This window comes from Allopusillimonas ginsengisoli, from assembly GCF_004153455.1.
Classification (GTDB): Bacteria; Pseudomonadota; Gammaproteobacteria; order Burkholderiales; family Burkholderiaceae_B; genus Allopusillimonas; species Allopusillimonas ginsengisoli.
In genome coordinates this window covers 690,797-709,976 of sequence record NZ_SDQE01000001.1, presented here as the reverse complement: position 1 = coordinate 709,976, position 19,180 = coordinate 690,797, and the positions used below count along the sequence as shown (strand labels likewise).

Here is a 19,180-nt window from a genome sequence, read left to right as displayed (position 1 = left end):
GTCTGAGGTGTGGCAATGACGAAGTATGAATATGGAGTAACGCGTATCCCAGGTCGGGTAATTTTTGGCGCGGGGCAGAGGGCTGTTCTGGGGCGAGTCGCGGCATCGTTGGGGCGTCGCGCGCTTATCTGTACAGATAGCCGACTGAGCCAATTGCCGCTCATTGACGACATGGTGGCCGATCTGGCGGCAAACGGTGTTACAGCTGAAGTTTTTGACGGGACCGGTGCGGAGCTTCCGCTTGAAGGCGTTAGGGACTGCGTGGCGCGCTTTCGCGAATTCGATGCTGAGATGTTTATCGGCGTTGGGGGAGGGAGCTGTATGGACTTGGCAAAGGTCGTGAGTTTATTGATGACCTATCCGGAGCCCGCATCTCAATACTATGGTGAGTTCAAGGTTCCGGGGCCGATAAGACCCGTGATTGCCATCCCGACAACATCAGGTACAGGGTCTGAGGTAACGCCTGTCGCCGTGCTTGCGGATCCTGAGCGTGCAGTCAAGGTGGGAATATCCAGCCCTGAATTGATTCCGCATGTGGCGATCTGCGACCCAGAGTTGACGTTAAGCTGTCCGAAGGAACTTACGGCAATCACAGGCACAGACGCCCTGTCTCACGCGATCGAGGCAATTTCTGCAATCAGGCGTCCACGTGATCCCTGCATGGCAATGGAGCGCGTATTCGTCGGCAAGAATACTTTAAGTGATCACTATGCTCTGCAAGCCATCAAGTTGATTACCGAGAATCTTGTCGTGGCCGTTGAGCAGGGTTCGGATCTGGCCGCGCGCAGCGCCATGATGTTGGGCTCAACCTACGCAGGAATGGCTTTCAGCACTGCGGGTACATGTGCTGCTCACGCGATCCAGTACCCCGTGGGCGCGCTGACCCATACTTCGCACGGGATCGGTATCGGCGTGCTCTTGCCGTACACCATGGACTTCAACCTGGAAGCGTCAGTGGACGTATACGCCGAGATTGCCAGCGTCATGGGGATCACCGCTGATGGCGGACCGCGAGAAGCCGCGCAGAAGATGATTGATGCGGTGCGCGAACTGCTCAAGCAAATCGGAATACCGGCCAGTTTGAAGGATCTGGGGGTAAAGCCCGAAGATCTCGGCGCGATCGCGGAGCAGTCGATGGCGGCCACACGGCTCATTGAAAACAATCCAAGAAAACTCGACGCGGAGGGTGTTCTTTCTATCCTCGACGCGGCAATGCAAGGGAAACAAGCATGCTGATTCAAGCTAACAAAAATACTGACGTTGATATGAACCCCAATCTGTTGATTGGCGAGGAATGGCGTGAAGGTTCTCGCAAAGAGCGGATCATGGTTGAGGATCCCGCCACCGGAGGTACGATCGGATCGGTGTCTGACGCCGACGTCTCAGATGCAATGCTGGCAGTGGATGCCGCTTACACCGCAGGTCACGGCTGGGCAGCGACATCTGCGCGGGATCGGTGTGAAATTCTGCGCAGATGTTTCGAGCTAATTACTCGAGACGCAAATGAGCTGGCGAATATTATCTCCTTGGAAAATGGCAAAGCTATCAAGGATGCTCGCGGCGAAGTTGCTTATGCCGCCGAGTTTTTCAGATGGTTTTCAGAAGAAGGCGTGCGCGCCAGGGGCGATATCGGGATGGCCCCGTCGGGCAATAACCATATACTGGTCCAGTATCAGCCCATTGGCGTATCGCTGCTTATAACGCCCTGGAACTTTCCCGCGGCAATGGCAACAAGAAAGATTGCGCCGGCATTGGCAGCAGGCTGCACATGCGTCCTGAAACCCGCTACGGCGACGCCACTAACAGCTTATGCGATCGTCAGAATTATGCTTGAGGCGGGTGTGCCTCCGGGCGTTGTGAATGTCATCACCACCTCCACCACGGGTTCAGTGGTCAACGCCATCCTGAACGATTCTCGCGTGAGAAAGCTTTCATTTACCGGGTCGACCGAAGTTGGGCGCACCTTGCTGCGTGAGGCAGCCGGGCAAGTAATAAATAGCTCAATGGAACTGGGTGGCAATGCTCCCTTTCTTGTATTTGAAGATGCTGACCTGGATTCAGCCGTTGAGGGCGCTATGGTTGCCAAAATGCGTAATGGTGGCGAAGCATGTACAGCTGCAAATAGGTTTCTTGTTCATCGTTCCGTGGCTGAGGCGTTCACCGAACGGCTTGTATCGGCGATGTCTAGACTCAAGGTCGGTCCCGGCGTCAATGAAGACACCGATTGCGGGGCGATGATCAACAACGAGGCAGTCAAGAAAATTCAAGAGCTGGTAGATGATGCAAAAGCAGTCGGTGCGAGGGTTCTCTGCGGTGGAGCGGCGACGGATGAGAAAGGCTTCTATTACCCGCCAACGGTACTGGACAACGTTCCCTTGACTGCGAAGATGTTCCGAGAGGAGATCTTCGGGCCAGTGGCGCCCATCTATGTGTTTGAGACCGAAGAAGAAGCAATCAGGCTGGCAAATGATACGGAATACGGATTGGTTGCCTACCTGTATACCAAGGACACTGGACGTGGATTGCGTATCTCCGCGGCCCTGGAGGCAGGGATGGTGGCGTTGAACAGGGGGCTGGTGTCTGACCCTGCAGCACCGTTTGGCGGCGTCAAGCAAAGTGGCCTGGGGCGTGAAGGCGCGCAACACGGCATGCTTGAATTCATGGAGCCGAAGTACATCGCAACCAGTTGGGCTTGCTAACTCGCCGCTCCTGGCCATTCATTGTATGCATCGGCTCAGGGGCGTCTGTTGATCAGTCGAAGGAAATATTCAGCATGAATCCGCGTCCAGTATTCAGAGGAAGCATACCCGCTCTTGTAACGCCCATGCATGAGGATGGCAGCGTTGATGTCACCACGTTTCAGGCATTGCTGGACTGGCATGTCTCGGAAGGATCCGACGCTGTTGTGGTGGCGGGAACCACAGGCGAAGCGTCGACGCTCGGTATCGAAGAGCAGTTTGATTTGGTTAAAACCGCATGCCGACATCTGAACGGGCGACTGCCCGTCATTGCTGGCACAGGAGCTAATTCAACCGCTGAAGCCGTCGAACTTGCCCGCTTGGCGCAAAAGGCCGGTGCGCAAGCACATTTGTCCGTGGTTCCTTACTACAACAAGCCCGGGCAGAACGGCATTATTGCGCATTTTCAGGCAGTGGCGGAAGCATGTGAACTGCCTATGATCTTGTATAACGTTCCCGGAAGGACGGTTGCTGACATCGCCAATGATACGGTGCTTGCACTCGCGGAAACTCCCAACATCATCGGCATCAAAGATGCAACGGGTGATATGGGCCGTGGGTTCGATTTGCTTTGCCGCCGTCCATCTGGCTTCCAGGTTTTCAGTGGGGACGACGAAACCGCGTTGGCGTTGACCATGCTGGGAGGGGATGGCGTCATCTCTGTCACCGCCAACGCATTTCCGAGAATTATGCACTTGATGATGGCCGATGCGTGCCGTGGGAGCATGCAGTCTGCACGTGATTGGAATGCGAAACTGCAAGAGATGCACCGAGCACTATTCGTCGAGCCTAACCCAGCTCCGCTCAAGTGGATTCTGGCACGCCACGGAAAACTGAAAAACATGCTGCGTTTGCCTCTTGTCCCGCTTTCGGAGATCTATGAGCCCCGCTTGGTGCAGTTGCTGGAAGAGATTGGATAGGAACCCTGCACTTCACTGGAGACAACAACAATGAATACAAAAATAAAAAACAAGAGTGTCAAGTTCATGGAATTCATCATGGCCATGTTAATGGCCGAGATGGCGATTCTCGTGTTCATGAACGTAGTCATGCGCTACGCGTTCCATTCTGGCGTCAGTGGCACAGAAGAAATCGCGCGGCTCAGCTTCATATGGCTGTCTTTCATCGGTGCAGTGGTGGTCATGATATCGGGTGGCCATTTAGGGGTCGATATGCTCCTGCAAAAACTTTCACCGAAATCGCGGCTTTCGGTGGGTTTCCTGGGGCGTCTGCTGATGGGGGGCGCGTTGGGCCTTTTGGCATGGGGTAGCTGGCAGCAGATCATCGCGAACGATGGCGTTGTCGCAATGGGTGCTTTGCCCTATCCCCTGGCCTGGAACTATGCGGCTGGATTATTCGCTGGCGTGGGAGGGCTGCTTTGTGTGCTGAGGGATATTGTTCGCCTTGCGAAAGGAGACTCCCGTTTTCTGACATGCGCCGCATCGGAGGACGAGAGAGAAATTGCAGCGATAACTGCAAGTATTAAAACACTCGGACGCGTTCCCCTGCCGGATGATGACCGTCACGGTCAAAAGGGGAAATGAATCATGAGCATACTTATTTTCCTGCTTACCTTGCTGGGTGCGCTGGCAGTGGGAGCACCGGTCGCATTGGCTCTGATGATAAGCGGCGCTGCGTTAATGCTGCAGTTGGACAATTTCGACGCGCAAATTGTCGCCAGCAATATGGTGAATGGTGTTGATAATTTTATCTTTCTTGCCGTTCCGTTTTTTATCCTGGCCGGTGAGCTGATGAACGTGGGTGGGCTCTCGAAACGGATAGTTTCTATGGCAATCGTTCTGGTCGGACACTTGCGTGGGGGTCTTGGGTATGTGGTAATCGTTGCGTCGGTTCTGATGGCAAGCTTGTCCGGTTCAGCTATTGCCGATAGCGCGGCGATGGCGGCTCTCTTATTACCCATGATGAAATCCGCGGGTTACGAAGAGGGGCGTTCTGCCGGGCTGGTAGCGGCGGGAGGAATTATAGCTCCCATCATTCCCCCATCGATTGGGCTGATCATGTATGGGGTGGTGGCAAATGTCTCCATAACAAAGCTGTTTATCGCAGGCATCGTTCCCGGTCTCTTGATGGGCACAGTTCTGGCGGCGATGTGGTGGTGGCTCAATCGTGACACGAAACTCCATGTCTCATCGCGTGCGAGCGCCAAGGAAGTTTGGCGCGCTTTGGGTACAGGGTTCTGGGCGCTGATGATGCCTGTCATCATTGTCGGCGGATTGCGATTCGGCATATTTACCCCCACCGAATCGGCAGTGGTTGCCGTTGCCTACGCGCTGTTTGTCGGCGCCTACATCTATAAAGAGCTGACACTGAAATCCGTCTATATGTGTCTGGTGTCCGCATCGCGTACCACCGCGGTTGTTATGTTCATCGTTGGGGCGGCTTTTGTGTCCGCCTGGATGATCACCATCGCCAATCTTCCAGCGCAATTGGGCTCTCTGCTGGGCACGATTTCCGATCAGCCGATGGTGCTTATGGCGCTGATGATGGCAATTACGATCGTCGTCGGCACGGCCCTGGATTTCACTCCCATGGTATTGATTCTGACACCCATCATGGTGCCTGTTGCCAAGGCCGCTGGAATAGACACCGTTTACTTCGGCGTTTTATTCATCATGTGCGTGGCAATCGGCCTATTGACCCCTCCGGTTGGAAACGTAATCAATGTAGTGGCAAGTGTTTCCAAACTCCGCTTTGAAAAAGTAGTTCGCGGCGTCGGACCTTTCCTCCTAGCAGAAGTCTTTGTGGTAGTTCTTCTTGTGCTCTTTCCAGAGCTTGTACTTACCCCCTTGGAATGGCTGTATTGAGCCAGCCCGTTTACTTACTAAATCAATAATCAGGAGAAGACAATGAAATTCATGAGGATAAAGCCATTGACCACCATAGCCGCCGGGTTGAGCTTGGCGATGTTATTGCACGCACCTGCGGCAATGGCTCAAATCAAAGAACGTAATCTCAAGTTTGGCCATTTTTCTACCGGGGAGTCGACATACGGCCAAGGAGCGTACAAGTTTGCCGAGATCATCAAAGAAAAATCAGACGGAAAGATAAAGGTCACTATCTATAACTCGGCTCAGTTGGGCAATGAAGTTCAGCAGGTGGGCGCCACCCAGGGAGGGCTTCAGGATTTCTTTTTGATTTCATCATCGCCCCTCACATCCATCGTTCCGCATCTTCAGGTGCTGGATTTTCCCGGATTGCTAACCAGTAAGAAAATCGCCTATGCGCTGCTGGATGGATCGATCGGGCGCGAGATGCTCAAAGAGTTCGAGAAAAGGAAGCTCGTAGGATTGGAGTATTGGGAAAATGGATTTCGGCAGTTCACCAACAACGTGCGGCCGATCAATGACATCAACGACTTCAATGGATTGAAGGTTCGTGTGATCCAGAATCCAATCTATCTGGACATGTTTCAAGCGCTGGGAACGCATGCCGTTGCGATGCCATTTGCTGAACTTTACACAGCGTTGGAAACAAAAGTCGTGGATGGCCAGGACAACACCATCGCCACTGATCATATGTCCAAGTTCTATGAGGTTCAGAAGTACCTCACAATCACGAACCACGTTTTCAACCCCATGATGCTGGTGGGCAGCAAGAAACTCTGGGATGGCATGTCCGATGAAGAGCGGGAGATCATTCAGAGTGCCGCGACCGAGGCGGGCAAGTTCCAGCGCGAGCTGGCTGACAGCATTGAAAAACAGCAGATTTTGGAAATGGAAAAACAGGGCTTGAAGGTCAACTATTTTACAGATGAGCAAACGGAACGAATGAAAGAAAAGATGAGTCCAGTGATCAGTAAATACAGTAAACAGATCGGTGAAGACTTTGTAAAAAAAGTCTATGAAGAAGTGGGCCGTATTTCAGCAAGAGATTAAAAAAGCCCGAATTTTATGGTGCGCACATCACTGTGCATGATTTAGGAAATTAAAGTTATGTCTAACGACCTGCGTCAGAAGTTGCTTGTGGATCCGTCTTTTACTGACACGATTAACAGTGTGGTGATGAATCCAAACAATTCATTAGTTACTGCTTTCCTGGATGTTGTAGGAAAATATGGATCGCCGGCCCAGATCCAGGAAAAGGCGAGGGCAGCACGGCAGCTTCCCAATATTTTGCAGCGCCTGAAATCCGAAAAATCTCCCTATTTCGATGATCTGGATTGGTTAATGAAGATGCGTGACGAGCGCGCATTTGTAAGCGTTGATGACTTCCGTTCAAACGCGCTTCAAGGGCAAAGTCATCCAGCACAGTTCGGTGGAAACGGCGTGATCATGGAAATCAGTGCTTGCCAGTTTTTCCCGTGGCTGATTGATCAAGCAAAGCATGCAATCAAGCATGAAGAAATCATGCCTGGACGCTTTATCCGCGTTCGCGATATGGAGGAGTCGGCTGCAGATCAAGGTGATCTGCTGGCTATGATGGCTGCCATGGAGATTATGGGCACCAGCTATGTGGAAACCCTGAATACCCGTGGCACAGATGGAGCCAATATTCACCTAAACGGGCCTGACACGTTACTTGGCTATTTCACATGTGCTGGTGAGCCGAATGATTATCCGCTCAAATGGATTGACGAATTTCTGCACTATCACACCGAGTACGGGGTGCGCGAGGTTCTGACGTTCAATCCCGGGACCATGCTCTTGGGATACTGGTTGGGGCGGCTTGGGATAGATATCAAATTGAAGGTGTCTGTTTTTGCTGGCACCGACAATCCTTGGTCTTTCTTATACATGCTGATGATTGCCAAAATGTTTGCGGGTCCAAATGGGGAGACGCCTTTGTCGGGCATGAATCCCACAAACGCGACCAATACAGAAACACTCTTGGGCTTCTCGGAAGCACGCGAATTGATTGGCATGACGGAGCAGGTTCGCATTGAGCATCATCTGACCAACTTCTACAAGGGCATGGTCAAGCAACCTTATCTTCGTCGGAATCAGTTCATTGAGGTTGCCGACAAGATCAAAAACATGGCTGCCAAACATGAAGGCGCGGATCCTGAAGTAGATGCCCAGCGCACTCAACCCAGTGCTCCCTTTAATTATTTTCGCAGCAAGGAGGAACTGGTGGCGACTGGAGATATCACAACCGATCAACTGAGCTATATGGACAAACATGCATCGGTGAATAAGACGGCACGCGAACTGTCTCGCCACGGCTTAACGTTTGGCGCTGCGCCGCGGCTTCACGAAGGAGCCTGAGCCGGCCACATATACATAGCTTCAAGCTGGGTGCTCGGGCAGCCCAGCTGCAGTTTTACCCAAGACCGTTTGTCGTTGTTCATTCCGCGGAACGCGTTGAAAACAATATGCCGAACGGAAAACCGGACAACGACCTGTTCCTCATTTGAAATTTACTGGGATATATATGAAAGACAATTCGAAACCCTATCTTGACATCGATAAGGTCAGCGAAACGATTGATGCAGTCAAGAAAAACCGTGGCTTGGCAAAAGTGACGTTCTGCATGCATGGGAAATCGGCGGGTGGTGTCGCCCTGGAAAGCGAAACCGGGGCAATCACTCAAAATGGTGTGGCTGATGATACACGCAGGGGCCAGTTCAAGCTGATAAGCGACGAGCCAGTGCCACTACTGGGCACTGATCTAGGTGTCAGTCCTGCGGAATATGCACTGAAAAGTCTTGCGTCTTGCTACACCGTTACGCTCACTTCGATGGCGGCAGCCAAGGGAATCCAGCTTGATGAGATCGAAATGGATTTGTATTTTGATGTTGACCTTAGCGGCTTCCTGGGCATTGATTCCAGTGTGCGCAACGGAGCTCAAGGGATACGCGTGGATGTGAGGCTCAAGAGTGAGAATACTGATTCCGAAGCATTGAAAATACTGGTGGATTCCTTGCCATCTCATTCACCACTGCATGACACGCTCGCCAATCCGGTTAGCATCACCACTCGGATGGTTTAGCTGGCCCATTCTTGAAACCGACGGTGCGCCGTATGCGCGCCACAGTGCTTGTGCGCCCGTATGGGCGCACAATAGCAAGGGCTCGTGTCAAGACACATTGACACGGACATGAAATCCTCTCTGTTTGCGTCGTGGGGAATTCAAATATGAAACCTCAGCAGAATCGCCAGGTATTTTGACCAAGGTCTATTCGATACCGTTTAGTTGCCCGCCTGTGGCGCGCGCAGGCTCTTGTCGTAGTAGCCGGAAGGGTCAAAGCAGCATACGCGCTTTTTGCCCGAAGACAGCATGTCGCACGCATTTTCAACGCGGCGTTTTCGGGTTTTGGCCTGTTTTGCGGACTCAATCCAATGGATCCAGTCAAGGCGCGCGATGGTCGTGGTGCCGTCCCAAGTAGCCTTTGCCGTCGCAGACTTGTCCAGTGCTTTTTGCAGATCATCAGGTATGGCGGGCTCTGGTTCCGGCGTGGCTGGGGAAACTTGCACCGCAACGGTGTCCCCAACCGAGGCGGCAGCGCCTTCCAGAAGTGCCTGACTGACCTTCAGCCAGTGGCTGAGCTGGCCATCTGGCTCAAGCGTTGCTTGAAAGGGATGGCCGTTGATGGTTCCTTCTACCGACGTTCTGCCGCGTCTGGGCAGCGTGTCGCTGGCGGTTTTGGGCAAGACAAGAAACGCCCATGGGCCATCCTCGCCGGGATTGGCCGGACAATACAATTTGGTCTTGAATGTGGATGCTTTTGTTTTTGGCATGTCAGGATACCTTTGACGTTCCATCGGGTGTAGGTTACAGCCAAACTGCGTGAATTCGCGAGCAATAAATACAAATCAGCCTGCACCTGTTGGCGGGGAAGCCTTATCTTCCACCGCCTATTTTTTCGCCGTGTCAGTTCTGTTTCTCACTTGGTCAGCCCCCACGATGTATTTCTGCACGATTGGTCGTGTATTTGGCCTAGGTGTTTCTACCTAGGTCAAAGCGAATCGTTTTATATCGATATGTTTCTAAAAGATGCGTCAATACAAACACTTGCGGCCTAATGTTCTTGGCTTTCATCCACTAATGTCAGATAAATCAAGGTCCTAGGCTAAATAATTCCGTTGGCTGGATAATGAAACTTTGATTATTATTCTGTTACTTTCATTGCAGTATTATGATTGTAATAATTACATTTAGACATAATTTCATCGATTCGACCCCTATACCCAATTTCCGGTTGCTCCGGTTCCCAATAGGAATACGACCAAAATGATCGTCCAAGAAAAGACAAATTCGCCTTCCTCGAGTGAAAGCGGCCCCGACGGCGTGCCATATCCAGCAATCATTGTTGGTTCAGGGGAATAAATATGAACCATATTTATCGCGTCGTTTTCAATAGGGCATTGGGCGTAATGCAGGCGGTGTCTGAGTTGGCGAGCAGTGCGCCGGGGTCTGAACGGAGGATTCGCCGTCCCTCAGCCGCCACATTTACTCTGACATTGGCGGCGATGGCCTGTTCTGCGGCATATGCCGCCCCGAACCTGCCCGCTGATGCGCTGCAGACTGTACCGGGGGAGGGTGGCGCGCGCTTCCTTTTGGCAGGCTCAGGTGGTAACAGCGGTAGTGGAGGTGGGGGTGGCGGTATCGATGGCTGGGGATCCGGTCACGACTCGGGCATCGGTGCCGGACATGGCGGTAGTGGCGGTGACGGGGACAGTTTATGGGGATTCGGCGGCGGCTCAGGGGGGACGGGCGGAACAGTCGGGAAATCGGTAACGCCATTCCTTGGGCTGGGATATGTTGACAATGCCTCGGGTGCTAACGGGGGAACAGGCGGAAACGGTTTGTTGAATGGGGGCGGTGGTGGAGGCGGTGGTGACGGCGTCCACGCCAATAAGTCCATCATTCTGTATGCCTCGGGCACGATCACCGGCGGCGATGGCGGAAATGGCGGCAAAGGCCCGCTGAGTCTGATCAACGGCGGTGGCGGCGGCGGTGGCGGAAACGGCGTCTCTTTTAACAATACAAGCACGATCTGGAATACCGCCGATATTCGTGGCGGCGATGGCGGCAACGGTTCTTCCGGCGGTGGTGGTGGCGGGGGCGGCAACGGCCTGTTCACCGACAGCTATGTCATCGTCCAGAATAGCGACACGATCACCGGCGGAAATGGCGGCAAAGGCGCGCTCGGTGGTAGCGATGGCAGCGGTGGGGCAGGGATTCATGCCGGCAACGGCGGTTTGATAAATAATTCCGGCGATATTGCCGGCGGTAATGGAGCACACGGAGGTGCGGGCGTCTATGCAGACCAGAGCGGGTCCGGGTCTGATATTGGTTTTGTGCTGAATAACTCAGGCGGTATAAAAGGCGGCGACGGCGTAACCGGCGGCGCAGGCATTGATGTCTATAACGGCGGTGTGATTACCAATAGCGCCGATGTGAGTGGTGGTCATGGCGAGATTGCTGGTGGCGCAGGCGTTATTGCCAATGATGGCGCCACAATAGGAAATACCGGTTTTATTAATGGCGGACATAGCGATCAAATCGGTGGCATGGGCATTATCGCCAATAACGGCGGCACGATAGCGAATGGCGGCGTTGTTACGGGTGGCAATGGTACGCACGGTGGTACGGGGATTGCGGCGGGCAATGGTGCGTCGATTGTCAACACCGGCTCTGGCCAGATTCTCGGCGGCAATGGAAAGCAGGGCGGTCAAGCGATTGTGGCCAGCGGCGCCAGTGTCCTGAATAGTGGTTTGGTATCGGGGGGCGAAAGCAGCAGCCATCTTCGCGGAAGCGGGGGCGAGGGTATAAACATTACGGATTCCTTTGCACTGAATGACGGCAATGTGACAGGCGGCAATGGCATCGGTGGCGTAAGCGGCCTGGGCGGCGACGGCCTCATCGCCAGCAGTTCGTCTGCCTTGAATATCGGCACGATTGAAGGGGGCAGCGGGATTGGCGGCAAAACCGGTATCGGCGGCACTGGTCTGGCGGCCATTGATAGTGAAGTTGCAAACCGCGGCGATATTGCCGGCGGCGATGGTCTTGGTGGCAAGATCGGCCAAGGCGGCAGTGGCGTAGTCGCACTCGGCAGCAACGTTGCAAACCGCGGCGATATTGAAGGCGGCGGCGGCATTGGCGGCAAGTCCGGTCAAGGCGGTATTGGCTTGGTGGCAGCGGGCAGCAACGTTGCAAACCGTGGCGATATTGATGGCGGCGACGGCATTGGCGGCAAGAGCGGTACCGGTGGCATCGGGGTGGTGGTACTCGACAGCGACATTTCAAACCGTGGTGACATAGACGGCGGCGATGGTATTGGGGGCAAGATCGGCCAAGGCGGCACAGGCGTAGTCGCACTCGACAGCAACGTTGCAAACCGTGGCGACATTGATGGCGGCGACGGCATTGGTGACAAGATCGGCACCGGAGGTAATGGCCTGGAATCGAACAATTCACTTGTCCTGAATCGTGGCGACATCGCTGGTGGCGCTGGCCTTGGCGGCAAGGTCGGTAAAGGTGGCGCTGGCCTGGTGGCAAGCAGCTCATTGATTTTGAACCGTGGCAATATTGACGGGGGCGATGGCCTGGGCGACATCGCTAGCAAAGGTGGGGCAGGTCTGAAGGCAAGCAGCGCCAATGTTTTAAACCGCGGCAGTATCGACGGGGGTGATGGCATTGGAGGCGAGACCAGCAAAGGCGGGACCGGCTTGGTGGCAGTGGGCAGCAACGTTGCAAACCGTGGCGACATCACTGGCGGCGATGGTCTTGGCGGCACGACTGGCAAGGGCGGCGCTGGCCTGGTGGCGATCGAAAGTCATGTCGCAAACCGTGGCAACATTGAAGGCGGTGCCGGCATAGGCGGCGAGGCCGGCAAGGGTGGTACAGGTCTGGTGGCGCTCAATGAAACTTCTGTCGTGAACGCCAGACGAGGCAAGATCGAAGGCGGTAGCGGCCTCGGCGGCATCGCTGGCACAGGCGGCACAGGTCTGGCGGCCAATAACTCCTTCGTCCTGAACCGTGGCGACATCGATGGCGGCACGGGCATTGGCGGCGTGCGTGGCGAAGGTGGCAATGGCATAAGCGCCACCGATCATGCGGTTATCTTCAATCGTGGCGAGATCAGTGGGGGCGATGGCGCAGGCTTGCTGGCCGGTGCTGGTGGCGCAGGCATCCGTGCCGATAATCACGTGGCGGTTGTCAACCGTGGTGAAATCACCGGCGGTAATGGCCAAGGTCTCGCAATGTCCTCCGGTGGCGCCGGTATCGAAGCGAACAACAACGTTGTCGTCGGCAATCTTGGCGACATCACGGGCGGCAAGGGAGCGATAGCAGGCTCAGGAATCGCAGCCAGCGATGGTGTCCTGATCGCCAATGCTGGCTCCATCAATGGCGGCCAGGGCAGTGGTCGCCGCTCGGTCGGCGGCGCGGGTATCGAAGCGGATAACGGCGGCACCATTGTCAATATCGGCTCCATTGCGGGGGGTAACGGCAGAGCAGCGGGTGTGGGTATTGCGGGGACCGGCGGAATCACCGTCTACAACCGAGGCGCGATCAGTGGAGGCTTTGTGAGCGGCCATGCCGGCGACGAAGCGTATCGCGCCCATGCAGTGGATTTTTCGGGCGGTGGTAACACGCTGAAGCTCTATGGCGGATACTCAATCGACGGCAAAATCAACAGCAGCAGCGGCACGACGAATGGCGGCGATACGCTTCAACTGACGGGCAACGTTAACGACACGTTCAACGTAGATCAAATCAGCGGCCCATCCAACTACTTCAATCATCTGGAGAAGCGTGGATCCTCGGAGTGGACGCTGACGGGTGAAGGCCAGAAAAATCAGAACTGGGATGTTTTCCATGGCACGCTGATTGGCAATGCGAACAGTCTAGCAGGCAATATTGCCAATGCCGGCAAGGTGGTCTTCAACCAGGACACCAATGGCGTCTACGGTGGCGATGTCGGTGGCCTGAACGGCAGCAATGGCGTCATGGTCAAGGAGGGATCGGGAGCGCTCCGGTTGACGGGATCAAGCAGTTTGGATTGGTCGGTCAACAACGGCAAGGTGACCAGCTCGGCGGAATACTTCACGGGCAACGTGCAAATCGCAAACCTCGCCACATTCACGTTTGACGAGTCCGGTGATGCAAGCTACGGCGGTAATGTATCCGGTGACGGACATCTGGTAAAGGACGGTACAGGGCGTTTATCCTTTGGCGGCGACAACTCTGGCTTTAGCGGAGACTTGATGGTCAACCAGGGTATTGTCAACTTGGGCAAGAATCCAAATGCGCACATCGCAGGCGCCACGAACGTCGGGGCGGGCGGCCTGGTCGCGGGTTCGGGAACGATAGGTTCAACGGTAATCAACAGCGGCGGTATCCTTGCGCCGGGCAACTCCATTGGCCACATCAACGTGGTGGGCGATTTAACGATGAAGCCGGGTTCAATTTATCAAGTTGAAGTCAGCGGAGACGAGAGCGATCAAACCCACGTAACCGGCAAGGCATACCTGAACGGTACGGTCCAGCACATTGGCATAGATGGCAACATCAAGCTGTATTCCACCTACTCGATCATTACTGCGGATCAAGGCATTAATGGTGCGTTCTCCGACATTACGTCATCCTATGCCTTCCTGGATCCGGAGCTGTCCTACGGCGCCAACGATGTCTACATGACGCTGATACGCAACGATGTCCCCTTTACCGCCTTAGCCGCCACCGACAATCAACGGGGCGCGGCAACGGGCCTTGCTGGCGTGCCTCGCGACAACGCGGTTTACGACGGCATACTTCGGATATCGGATGACACCGCCGCCGTGCAGCAAGCATTCGACAGCCTGTCGGGTGAAATCCATGCAAGCACCTCCTCAGCGTTGCTGAGTACCAGCAGTCTGGTGCAGCGTACCTTGGCTAACCGCATGCGCGGCAATCTAGGGGCGGGCATGCTTGCCGGCGCGCCTACCGCGCAGGCATCGGGCACACTGCCAAGTTCTGCCATGCCGACTTCCGCCGCTTATCCCTTGTGGGTGCAGGTAGTTGGCAACTGGCAACAGCAAAAGGGTAACGGCAACGCGGCGACCATCAAGACCGACACCGCAGGTCTGTTTGTCGGTGGCGACACTCAACTGGGTGCGGGCTGGCGTTTGGGTGGCGCTGTGGGCTTTACCGATAGCACCGTCAAGCTGAATGACCGTGCTTCCAAGTCAGATGTAGACAGCTATACCGCGGCGGTCTATGGTGGCAATAATTGGGAAGCTGCCCATGGTTCGATCAATTTCCTGGCTGGAGCCGCATACACATTTCATAAGATCGACACTCGCCGTTCAGTCACCGTCGGTGGCGATCAAACCCTGAAGGCGGAGTACGATGCACGCACAACCCAAGTATTCACCGATCTGGGTTACGCGGTGCCGGTGGGCGAACGTGCGCAGGTGGAACCCTATATCGGTCTGGCATGGTTAAGCCAGCGTTCCAAGAGCTTCAGCGAATCGGGCGGCCCGGCAGCGCTGACAGGGAGCAGCCATAGCGACGATATCATCACGACGACGCTAGGGGTTCGCGCTAAAACCTCGGTGGAAATGGGTAGCAAGCTTGCCAGCTTTACGGGTGGATTGGGCTGGCGCCACGCTTCGGGTGACCTCGATGCGACCCGCAAACTGGCATTCCTGCAAGGTAACGGCACCAACTTCGAGGTGTCAGGCGCGCCGATTGCCAAGGATGCAGCAGTTGTAGACTTGGGCGCCGAAATAGCCGTCGGCAGGAACGCAGCCATGGGCCTGAACTACAGCGGTCAGTTTGGCAACGGCAATATCGACAATACCGGCACGTTGTTCCTGAAGATGCGTTTCTAAGCGAAAAGGGCGGCCGGACGCCCCCTATGCGAGCTCTGTAGCGAGCGGCATAGGTGCGTCTGGCCAAGGCAATGGCGCTCGCCTTGCGGCGTTGCGAGCGACCTCTCCAGGTGCGAGCCGCATGCTACCCCTTTACCAATCATTGCATTGGTGCGTCCGGGATATTGATAAAATGGTCTAAATTAGATAACTAGTCAAAGGCCAGCCCACTTTACACGTCAGTCCGTACGAGGTCGTATGCGATCCGCAGGCTGGTCGAAGCACTATCCTTTAATGACCAAGCTGCACATAAAAATCCCCGCGAATACGCGGGGACGAGATTTCATCATTGGCGACCTGCACGGTTGTCTGGATCTGCTTGAAGCAGAAATGGATCGTCATCAATTTGATCCTGATGCAGATCGAATGCTTTCAGTCGGCGACCTGGCCGATAGGGGCCCCGACGCCATGGGCTGCCTGCGGTTGCTGAACCAGCCCTGGTTCCATGCCGTGCGCGGCAACCACGAAGATATGCTCCTGGGCTATCTGCCCCCCTCCGCGTCGTCGATCAAACCCAGTCCGGGCGCTGGCGCGTTGCTGATGCGTAACGGCGGGGCATGGGTCGATGCGTTAACCACCGATGAACTGATCGAGATCAAGAACATCATTCTGCCTAAAGTCGCCGAGCTACCCTATGTCATTACCGTAGGAGACGGCAATCAGCAATTTCACATAGCGCATGCGGAGCTGATGACCACGGGCGCCAAAGAAGAGAAGGCAGGTTTTTGGCGCCGTCTTACCGGAGCACGGAATGGCAAGCGGGAAGGGCGGCGTATCGTGACCGACACCATGCTGGATGACAGCCTCCTGGCCGAGATGACCGAACCCATCATGTGGGGCCGCAGGCTCATACAACAGGTGGATGAGGCAGCCAGCAGAATTATCGACACCCCCCAAGGCCCTTTGATGATCAGTCAGAACGCTCATTATCCTGGCCTCTCTCTCACCTACGTTGGGCATACGCCCGTATCGCAGATGACACTGCACGCCTCCCATTTGTATGTGGATAGAGGCGCTTATCTGCGGAGTGCCGACAGCGAATTACTGATGGTGGATCACAAGCAGGTGTTGGGGTGGTTAGGGGTGGGGTAGTTGGGGCGCCGCTTGTACAATTTATTCAAATACTATGCATCCAAGGTACATAAGACACATTGTTACCTGAACAGTGGTGATATCCCGACTGCAGTCTTTACCCAGCAAGGGGATCAAGTTGAGGTATTCGATACTGACGTGTATCAGCATCTACGCAGCGAGGCAGGTGTATGACGACCCTATACGATAACGACGACCGTAAGATATTGGAAAGCTTACAGAGGTCGGTTGCGAAGGCCCTCGACCGCAAGCGTCGTCTGGGCCAGTACGCTGTGGTGTGGAAGGACGGGGAGGTTTCCTATATTGGCCCTAATCCACCGATTGAGACGGCTTGCACAGCGACGGAACCCAAGACATCGCAGCATGCGGCGAGGCCAATCTAATCTAGTGTGGAAGAAACGTAGGGCAACATCCACTGAGCAGGGCCAACCGCTTTGCGGCTTCTCTTTCAACAAATGCTTTCAACGCATATTGGATCTAGCTGGAGATCTCCTGGATCCCAGGCGAGTCTCGCGCCTTGGGGACAAGCTTGTTGTCCAAAGTGACCGTGGTCCGCGTAATACGCTCCTCTGAGTTGATGGTGGTAATGCAGGCTTACGTTCGCTTAGTCCGTTGCGGCCGCGCCACGTTGAGTTTTGAATGGGCAACCAATTATGTTAGCGTGTGCCCATAACAAATAGTGTCAACTCATAAATCAACAATACAGCGGTAGAACATCACGAGGGGATCTCGAACGCTAAGGAGAAGTGTCATGGCGATTGGTGTCTGGGTTAGCTTGATTCTGTACTTCCTTTTGATGCTTGCAATCGGCTTTTATGCCTGGCGTCAGTCTACTTCTTCTTCACAACAATATTTGCTTGCGGATCGAAATCTAAATCCTGCTGTTGCGGCGTTGTCCGCAGGGGCTTCCGATATGAGTGGCTGGCTGCTTCTGGGCTTGCCCGGGGCGATTTTTATCGCCGGCTTGCAGGAGGCCTGGATCGGTATCGGCCTATGGGTTGGCGCTCTCATTAATTGGGTTGTTGTTGCGCCGCGACTTCGCGAGCAGACCGAACGTTATGACAACGCATTAACCATTCCGGCGTTTCTGGCCAGTCGCTTCCCCACGCAGGCCATGGCATTGCGCATAGTGTCGGCCGTTATCATCGTCATCTTTTTTGCGGTGTATACATCATCCGGCCTGGTGGCGGGCGGCAAGTTGTTTGACATGGCCTTTAGTGGCCTGTTTACCTTTGGCGGCCTGAGTGATTATCAAACCGGTGTCTGGTTGACGCTGATTATTGTGCTGGTCTACACGTCAATTGGCGGCTTTCTCGCGGTTAGCCTCACCGACTTCGTGCAGGGCTGCATCATGATGTTGGCGCTGGTCATTATGCCGATTGTGGTTCTGTACGGCGATGGCGGCGGAGGTATTTCTCAAGCTGCAGAAACCTTGTCCACCGTTACCGAACCCGCCGGCTACCTTTCCTGGACGCAGGGGTTGTCGTTTGTTGCGTGGGCATCTGCGGTTGCCTGGGGGCTCGGCTATTTTGGTCAGCCGCATATCATTGTTCGCTTCATGGCAGTGCGATCTGTCAAAGATGTACCGGCGGCCCGCAATATCGGCATGGCCTGGATGTTTATTTCTCTGCTTGGCGCAGTCACCATGGCCATCTTCGGGCGAGCCTATGCGATCCGCAATGGACTGGACATCAAAGACCCTGAAACCATCTTCATCGTACTTGCCGATCTTTTGTTTCACCCACTCGTTACGGGCTTTTTATACGCGGCCTTGCTGGCGGCTGTCATGAGCACAATTTCCAGTCAGTTGCTGGTGTCCTCTTCGTCGCTGGTCGAGGATTGCTATCGCTTGTTTATGAACAAGGAAGCCACCGAAAAGCAAAGCGTGATGGTTGGTCGCATAAGTGTTATTGCGGTGGGTATTGTTGCTGCCATCATTGCCCGCAACCCTGAATCTGAAGTGCTCTCGCTGGTCAGCCATGCATGGGCGGGCTTTGGCGCTGCGTTCGGGCCCTTGGTGGTCCTGGCGCTGACGTGGCGTCGAATGTCGGGCGCCGGCGCCGTTGCCGGCCTGGTGGCGGGCGCGATAACCGTCATCATCTGGACCTCTTTGGGTTGGGATGCCAGCTTCATGGGGGGGCCTGGAGTTTACGAGATCATTCCCGGCTTTATCATCTCCTGGATTGTGATTTATGTGGTCAGCTTGATGACCCAAAATCAACGTGAGTTCCGGGCGGTGGAGGCCAGTTGATTGAAGGCCTGGCTGCGGGTGTGTGTCCGAGCACAGTTGATGCTCGGACACACACCCGCAGCAATCGATTCACGGATCTCCCGAAAATGCCCACGCAAGCACAAACTGGAGTATGGCGCCTAAAGGGCTACGAGTGGTGCACAATATACATAAAAAAATACAATCAAATATGCACTAGATATTGAACGTTTTAGGTCGATCATGGACATGATGGAGATCGGCGCTAACAACTAGCAGGTGCACGAACAAACTGATGACGGTTGAGCGTTGCCTCTTGCTCA

At 54.7% G+C, this 19,180-nt stretch carries 12 protein-coding genes; 11 read left to right on the top strand and 1 reads right to left on the bottom strand.

Annotation, left to right across the window (positions count from 1 at the left end):
- Positions 1-15: 15 nt before the first annotated feature.
- The 8 genes from ERE07_RS03530 (at position 16) to ERE07_RS03495 (ending at position 8,687) form a co-directional block, all read left to right on the top strand.
- The gene (locus tag ERE07_RS03530; protein ID WP_130007405.1) at positions 16-1,236 is read left to right on the top strand and encodes an iron-containing alcohol dehydrogenase; all 1,221 of its coding nucleotides are present in this window, start codon (positions 16-18) and stop codon (positions 1,234-1,236) included.
- Positions 1,230-2,699, top strand: a complete 1,470-nt coding sequence (locus tag ERE07_RS03525) for an NAD-dependent succinate-semialdehyde dehydrogenase (protein ID WP_130007404.1) — start codon at positions 1,230-1,232, stop codon at positions 2,697-2,699. Before ERE07_RS03530 ends, ERE07_RS03525 begins: the two co-directional genes overlap by 7 nt.
- A 74-nt stretch (positions 2,700-2,773) precedes the next feature.
- Positions 2,774-3,658 (top strand): 4-hydroxy-tetrahydrodipicolinate synthase, encoded by an 885-nt coding sequence (dapA, locus tag ERE07_RS03520; protein ID WP_130007403.1) that lies wholly within the window; start codon positions 2,774-2,776, stop codon positions 3,656-3,658.
- A 66-nt stretch (positions 3,659-3,724) separates the two neighbouring features.
- Positions 3,725-4,282 carry a TRAP transporter small permease gene (locus tag ERE07_RS03515; RefSeq protein ID WP_167670711.1) on the top strand — a complete coding sequence of 186 codons (558 nt, stop codon included), beginning with the start codon at positions 3,725-3,727 and terminating at the stop codon, positions 4,280-4,282.
- Between the two features lie 3 nt (positions 4,283-4,285).
- Entirely contained in the window at positions 4,286-5,563 is a 1,278-nt protein-coding gene (locus tag ERE07_RS03510) for a TRAP transporter large permease subunit (protein ID WP_130007401.1), read from the top strand.
- A 42-nt stretch (positions 5,564-5,605) separates the two neighbouring features.
- Complete coding sequence (locus ERE07_RS03505) at positions 5,606-6,634, top strand: TRAP transporter substrate-binding protein (RefSeq protein WP_130007400.1); 1,029 nt, start codon at positions 5,606-5,608, stop codon at positions 6,632-6,634.
- Positions 6,635-6,691: 57 nt separating this feature from the next.
- Complete coding sequence (locus ERE07_RS03500) at positions 6,692-7,963, top strand: hypothetical protein (protein WP_209021074.1); 1,272 nt, start codon at positions 6,692-6,694, stop codon at positions 7,961-7,963.
- Positions 7,964-8,129: 166 nt separating this feature from the next.
- Positions 8,130-8,687 carry an OsmC family protein gene (locus ERE07_RS03495; RefSeq protein WP_130007399.1) on the top strand — a complete coding sequence of 186 codons (558 nt, stop codon included), beginning with the start codon at positions 8,130-8,132 and terminating at the stop codon, positions 8,685-8,687.
- A gap of 200 nt (positions 8,688-8,887) precedes the next feature.
- Here the strand turns inward: ERE07_RS03495 and ERE07_RS03490 are convergent, their stop codons facing one another.
- On the bottom strand, positions 8,888-9,436 hold the full coding sequence (locus ERE07_RS03490; RefSeq protein WP_130007398.1) for a YdeI/OmpD-associated family protein: 549 nt from the start codon (positions 9,434-9,436) through the stop codon (positions 8,888-8,890).
- A gap of 591 nt (positions 9,437-10,027) precedes the next feature.
- Here ERE07_RS03490 and ERE07_RS22165 point away from each other — a divergent pair.
- The 3 genes from ERE07_RS22165 to putP all read left to right on the top strand — a co-directional run bounded on the left by ERE07_RS22165 (position 10,028) and on the right by putP (position 18,899).
- Positions 10,028-15,517: an autotransporter domain-containing protein gene (locus tag ERE07_RS22165; RefSeq protein ID WP_130007397.1), complete on the top strand. Its 5,490-nt coding sequence runs from the start codon at positions 10,028-10,030 to the stop codon at positions 15,515-15,517.
- Positions 15,518-15,790: 273 nt separating this feature from the next.
- Positions 15,791-16,648: a metallophosphoesterase gene (locus tag ERE07_RS03480; protein ID WP_167670710.1), complete on the top strand. Its 858-nt coding sequence runs from the start codon at positions 15,791-15,793 to the stop codon at positions 16,646-16,648.
- A 751-nt stretch (positions 16,649-17,399) separates the two neighbouring features.
- Entirely contained in the window at positions 17,400-18,899 is a 1,500-nt protein-coding gene (putP, locus tag ERE07_RS03470; protein ID WP_130007394.1) for a sodium/proline symporter PutP, read from the top strand.
- The last annotated feature ends 281 nt before the right edge of the window (positions 18,900-19,180 follow it).

Excerpts from the sequence above, each read along its gene's own strand:
- ERE07_RS03530 (WP_130007405.1), top strand. The coding sequence starts at position 16 with ATGACGAAGTATGAATATGGAGTAACGCGTATCCCAGGTCGGGTAATT.
- ERE07_RS03525 (WP_130007404.1), top strand. The coding sequence starts at position 1,230 with ATGCTGATTCAAGCTAACAAAAATACTGACGTTGATATGAACCCCAAT.
- dapA (WP_130007403.1), top strand. The coding sequence starts at position 2,774 with ATGAATCCGCGTCCAGTATTCAGAGGAAGCATACCCGCTCTTGTAACG.
- ERE07_RS03515 (WP_167670711.1), top strand. The coding sequence starts at position 3,725 with ATGGAATTCATCATGGCCATGTTAATGGCCGAGATGGCGATTCTCGTG.
- ERE07_RS03510 (WP_130007401.1), top strand. The coding sequence starts at position 4,286 with ATGAGCATACTTATTTTCCTGCTTACCTTGCTGGGTGCGCTGGCAGTG.
- ERE07_RS03505 (WP_130007400.1), top strand. The coding sequence starts at position 5,606 with ATGAAATTCATGAGGATAAAGCCATTGACCACCATAGCCGCCGGGTTG.
- ERE07_RS03500 (WP_209021074.1), top strand. The coding sequence starts at position 6,692 with ATGTCTAACGACCTGCGTCAGAAGTTGCTTGTGGATCCGTCTTTTACT.
- ERE07_RS03495 (WP_130007399.1), top strand. The coding sequence starts at position 8,130 with ATGAAAGACAATTCGAAACCCTATCTTGACATCGATAAGGTCAGCGAA.
- ERE07_RS03490 (WP_130007398.1), bottom strand. The coding sequence starts at position 9,436 with ATGCCAAAAACAAAAGCATCCACATTCAAGACCAAATTGTATTGTCCG.
- ERE07_RS22165 (WP_130007397.1), top strand. The coding sequence starts at position 10,028 with ATGAACCATATTTATCGCGTCGTTTTCAATAGGGCATTGGGCGTAATG.
- ERE07_RS03480 (WP_167670710.1), top strand. The coding sequence starts at position 15,791 with ATGACCAAGCTGCACATAAAAATCCCCGCGAATACGCGGGGACGAGAT.
- putP (WP_130007394.1), top strand. The coding sequence starts at position 17,400 with ATGGCGATTGGTGTCTGGGTTAGCTTGATTCTGTACTTCCTTTTGATG.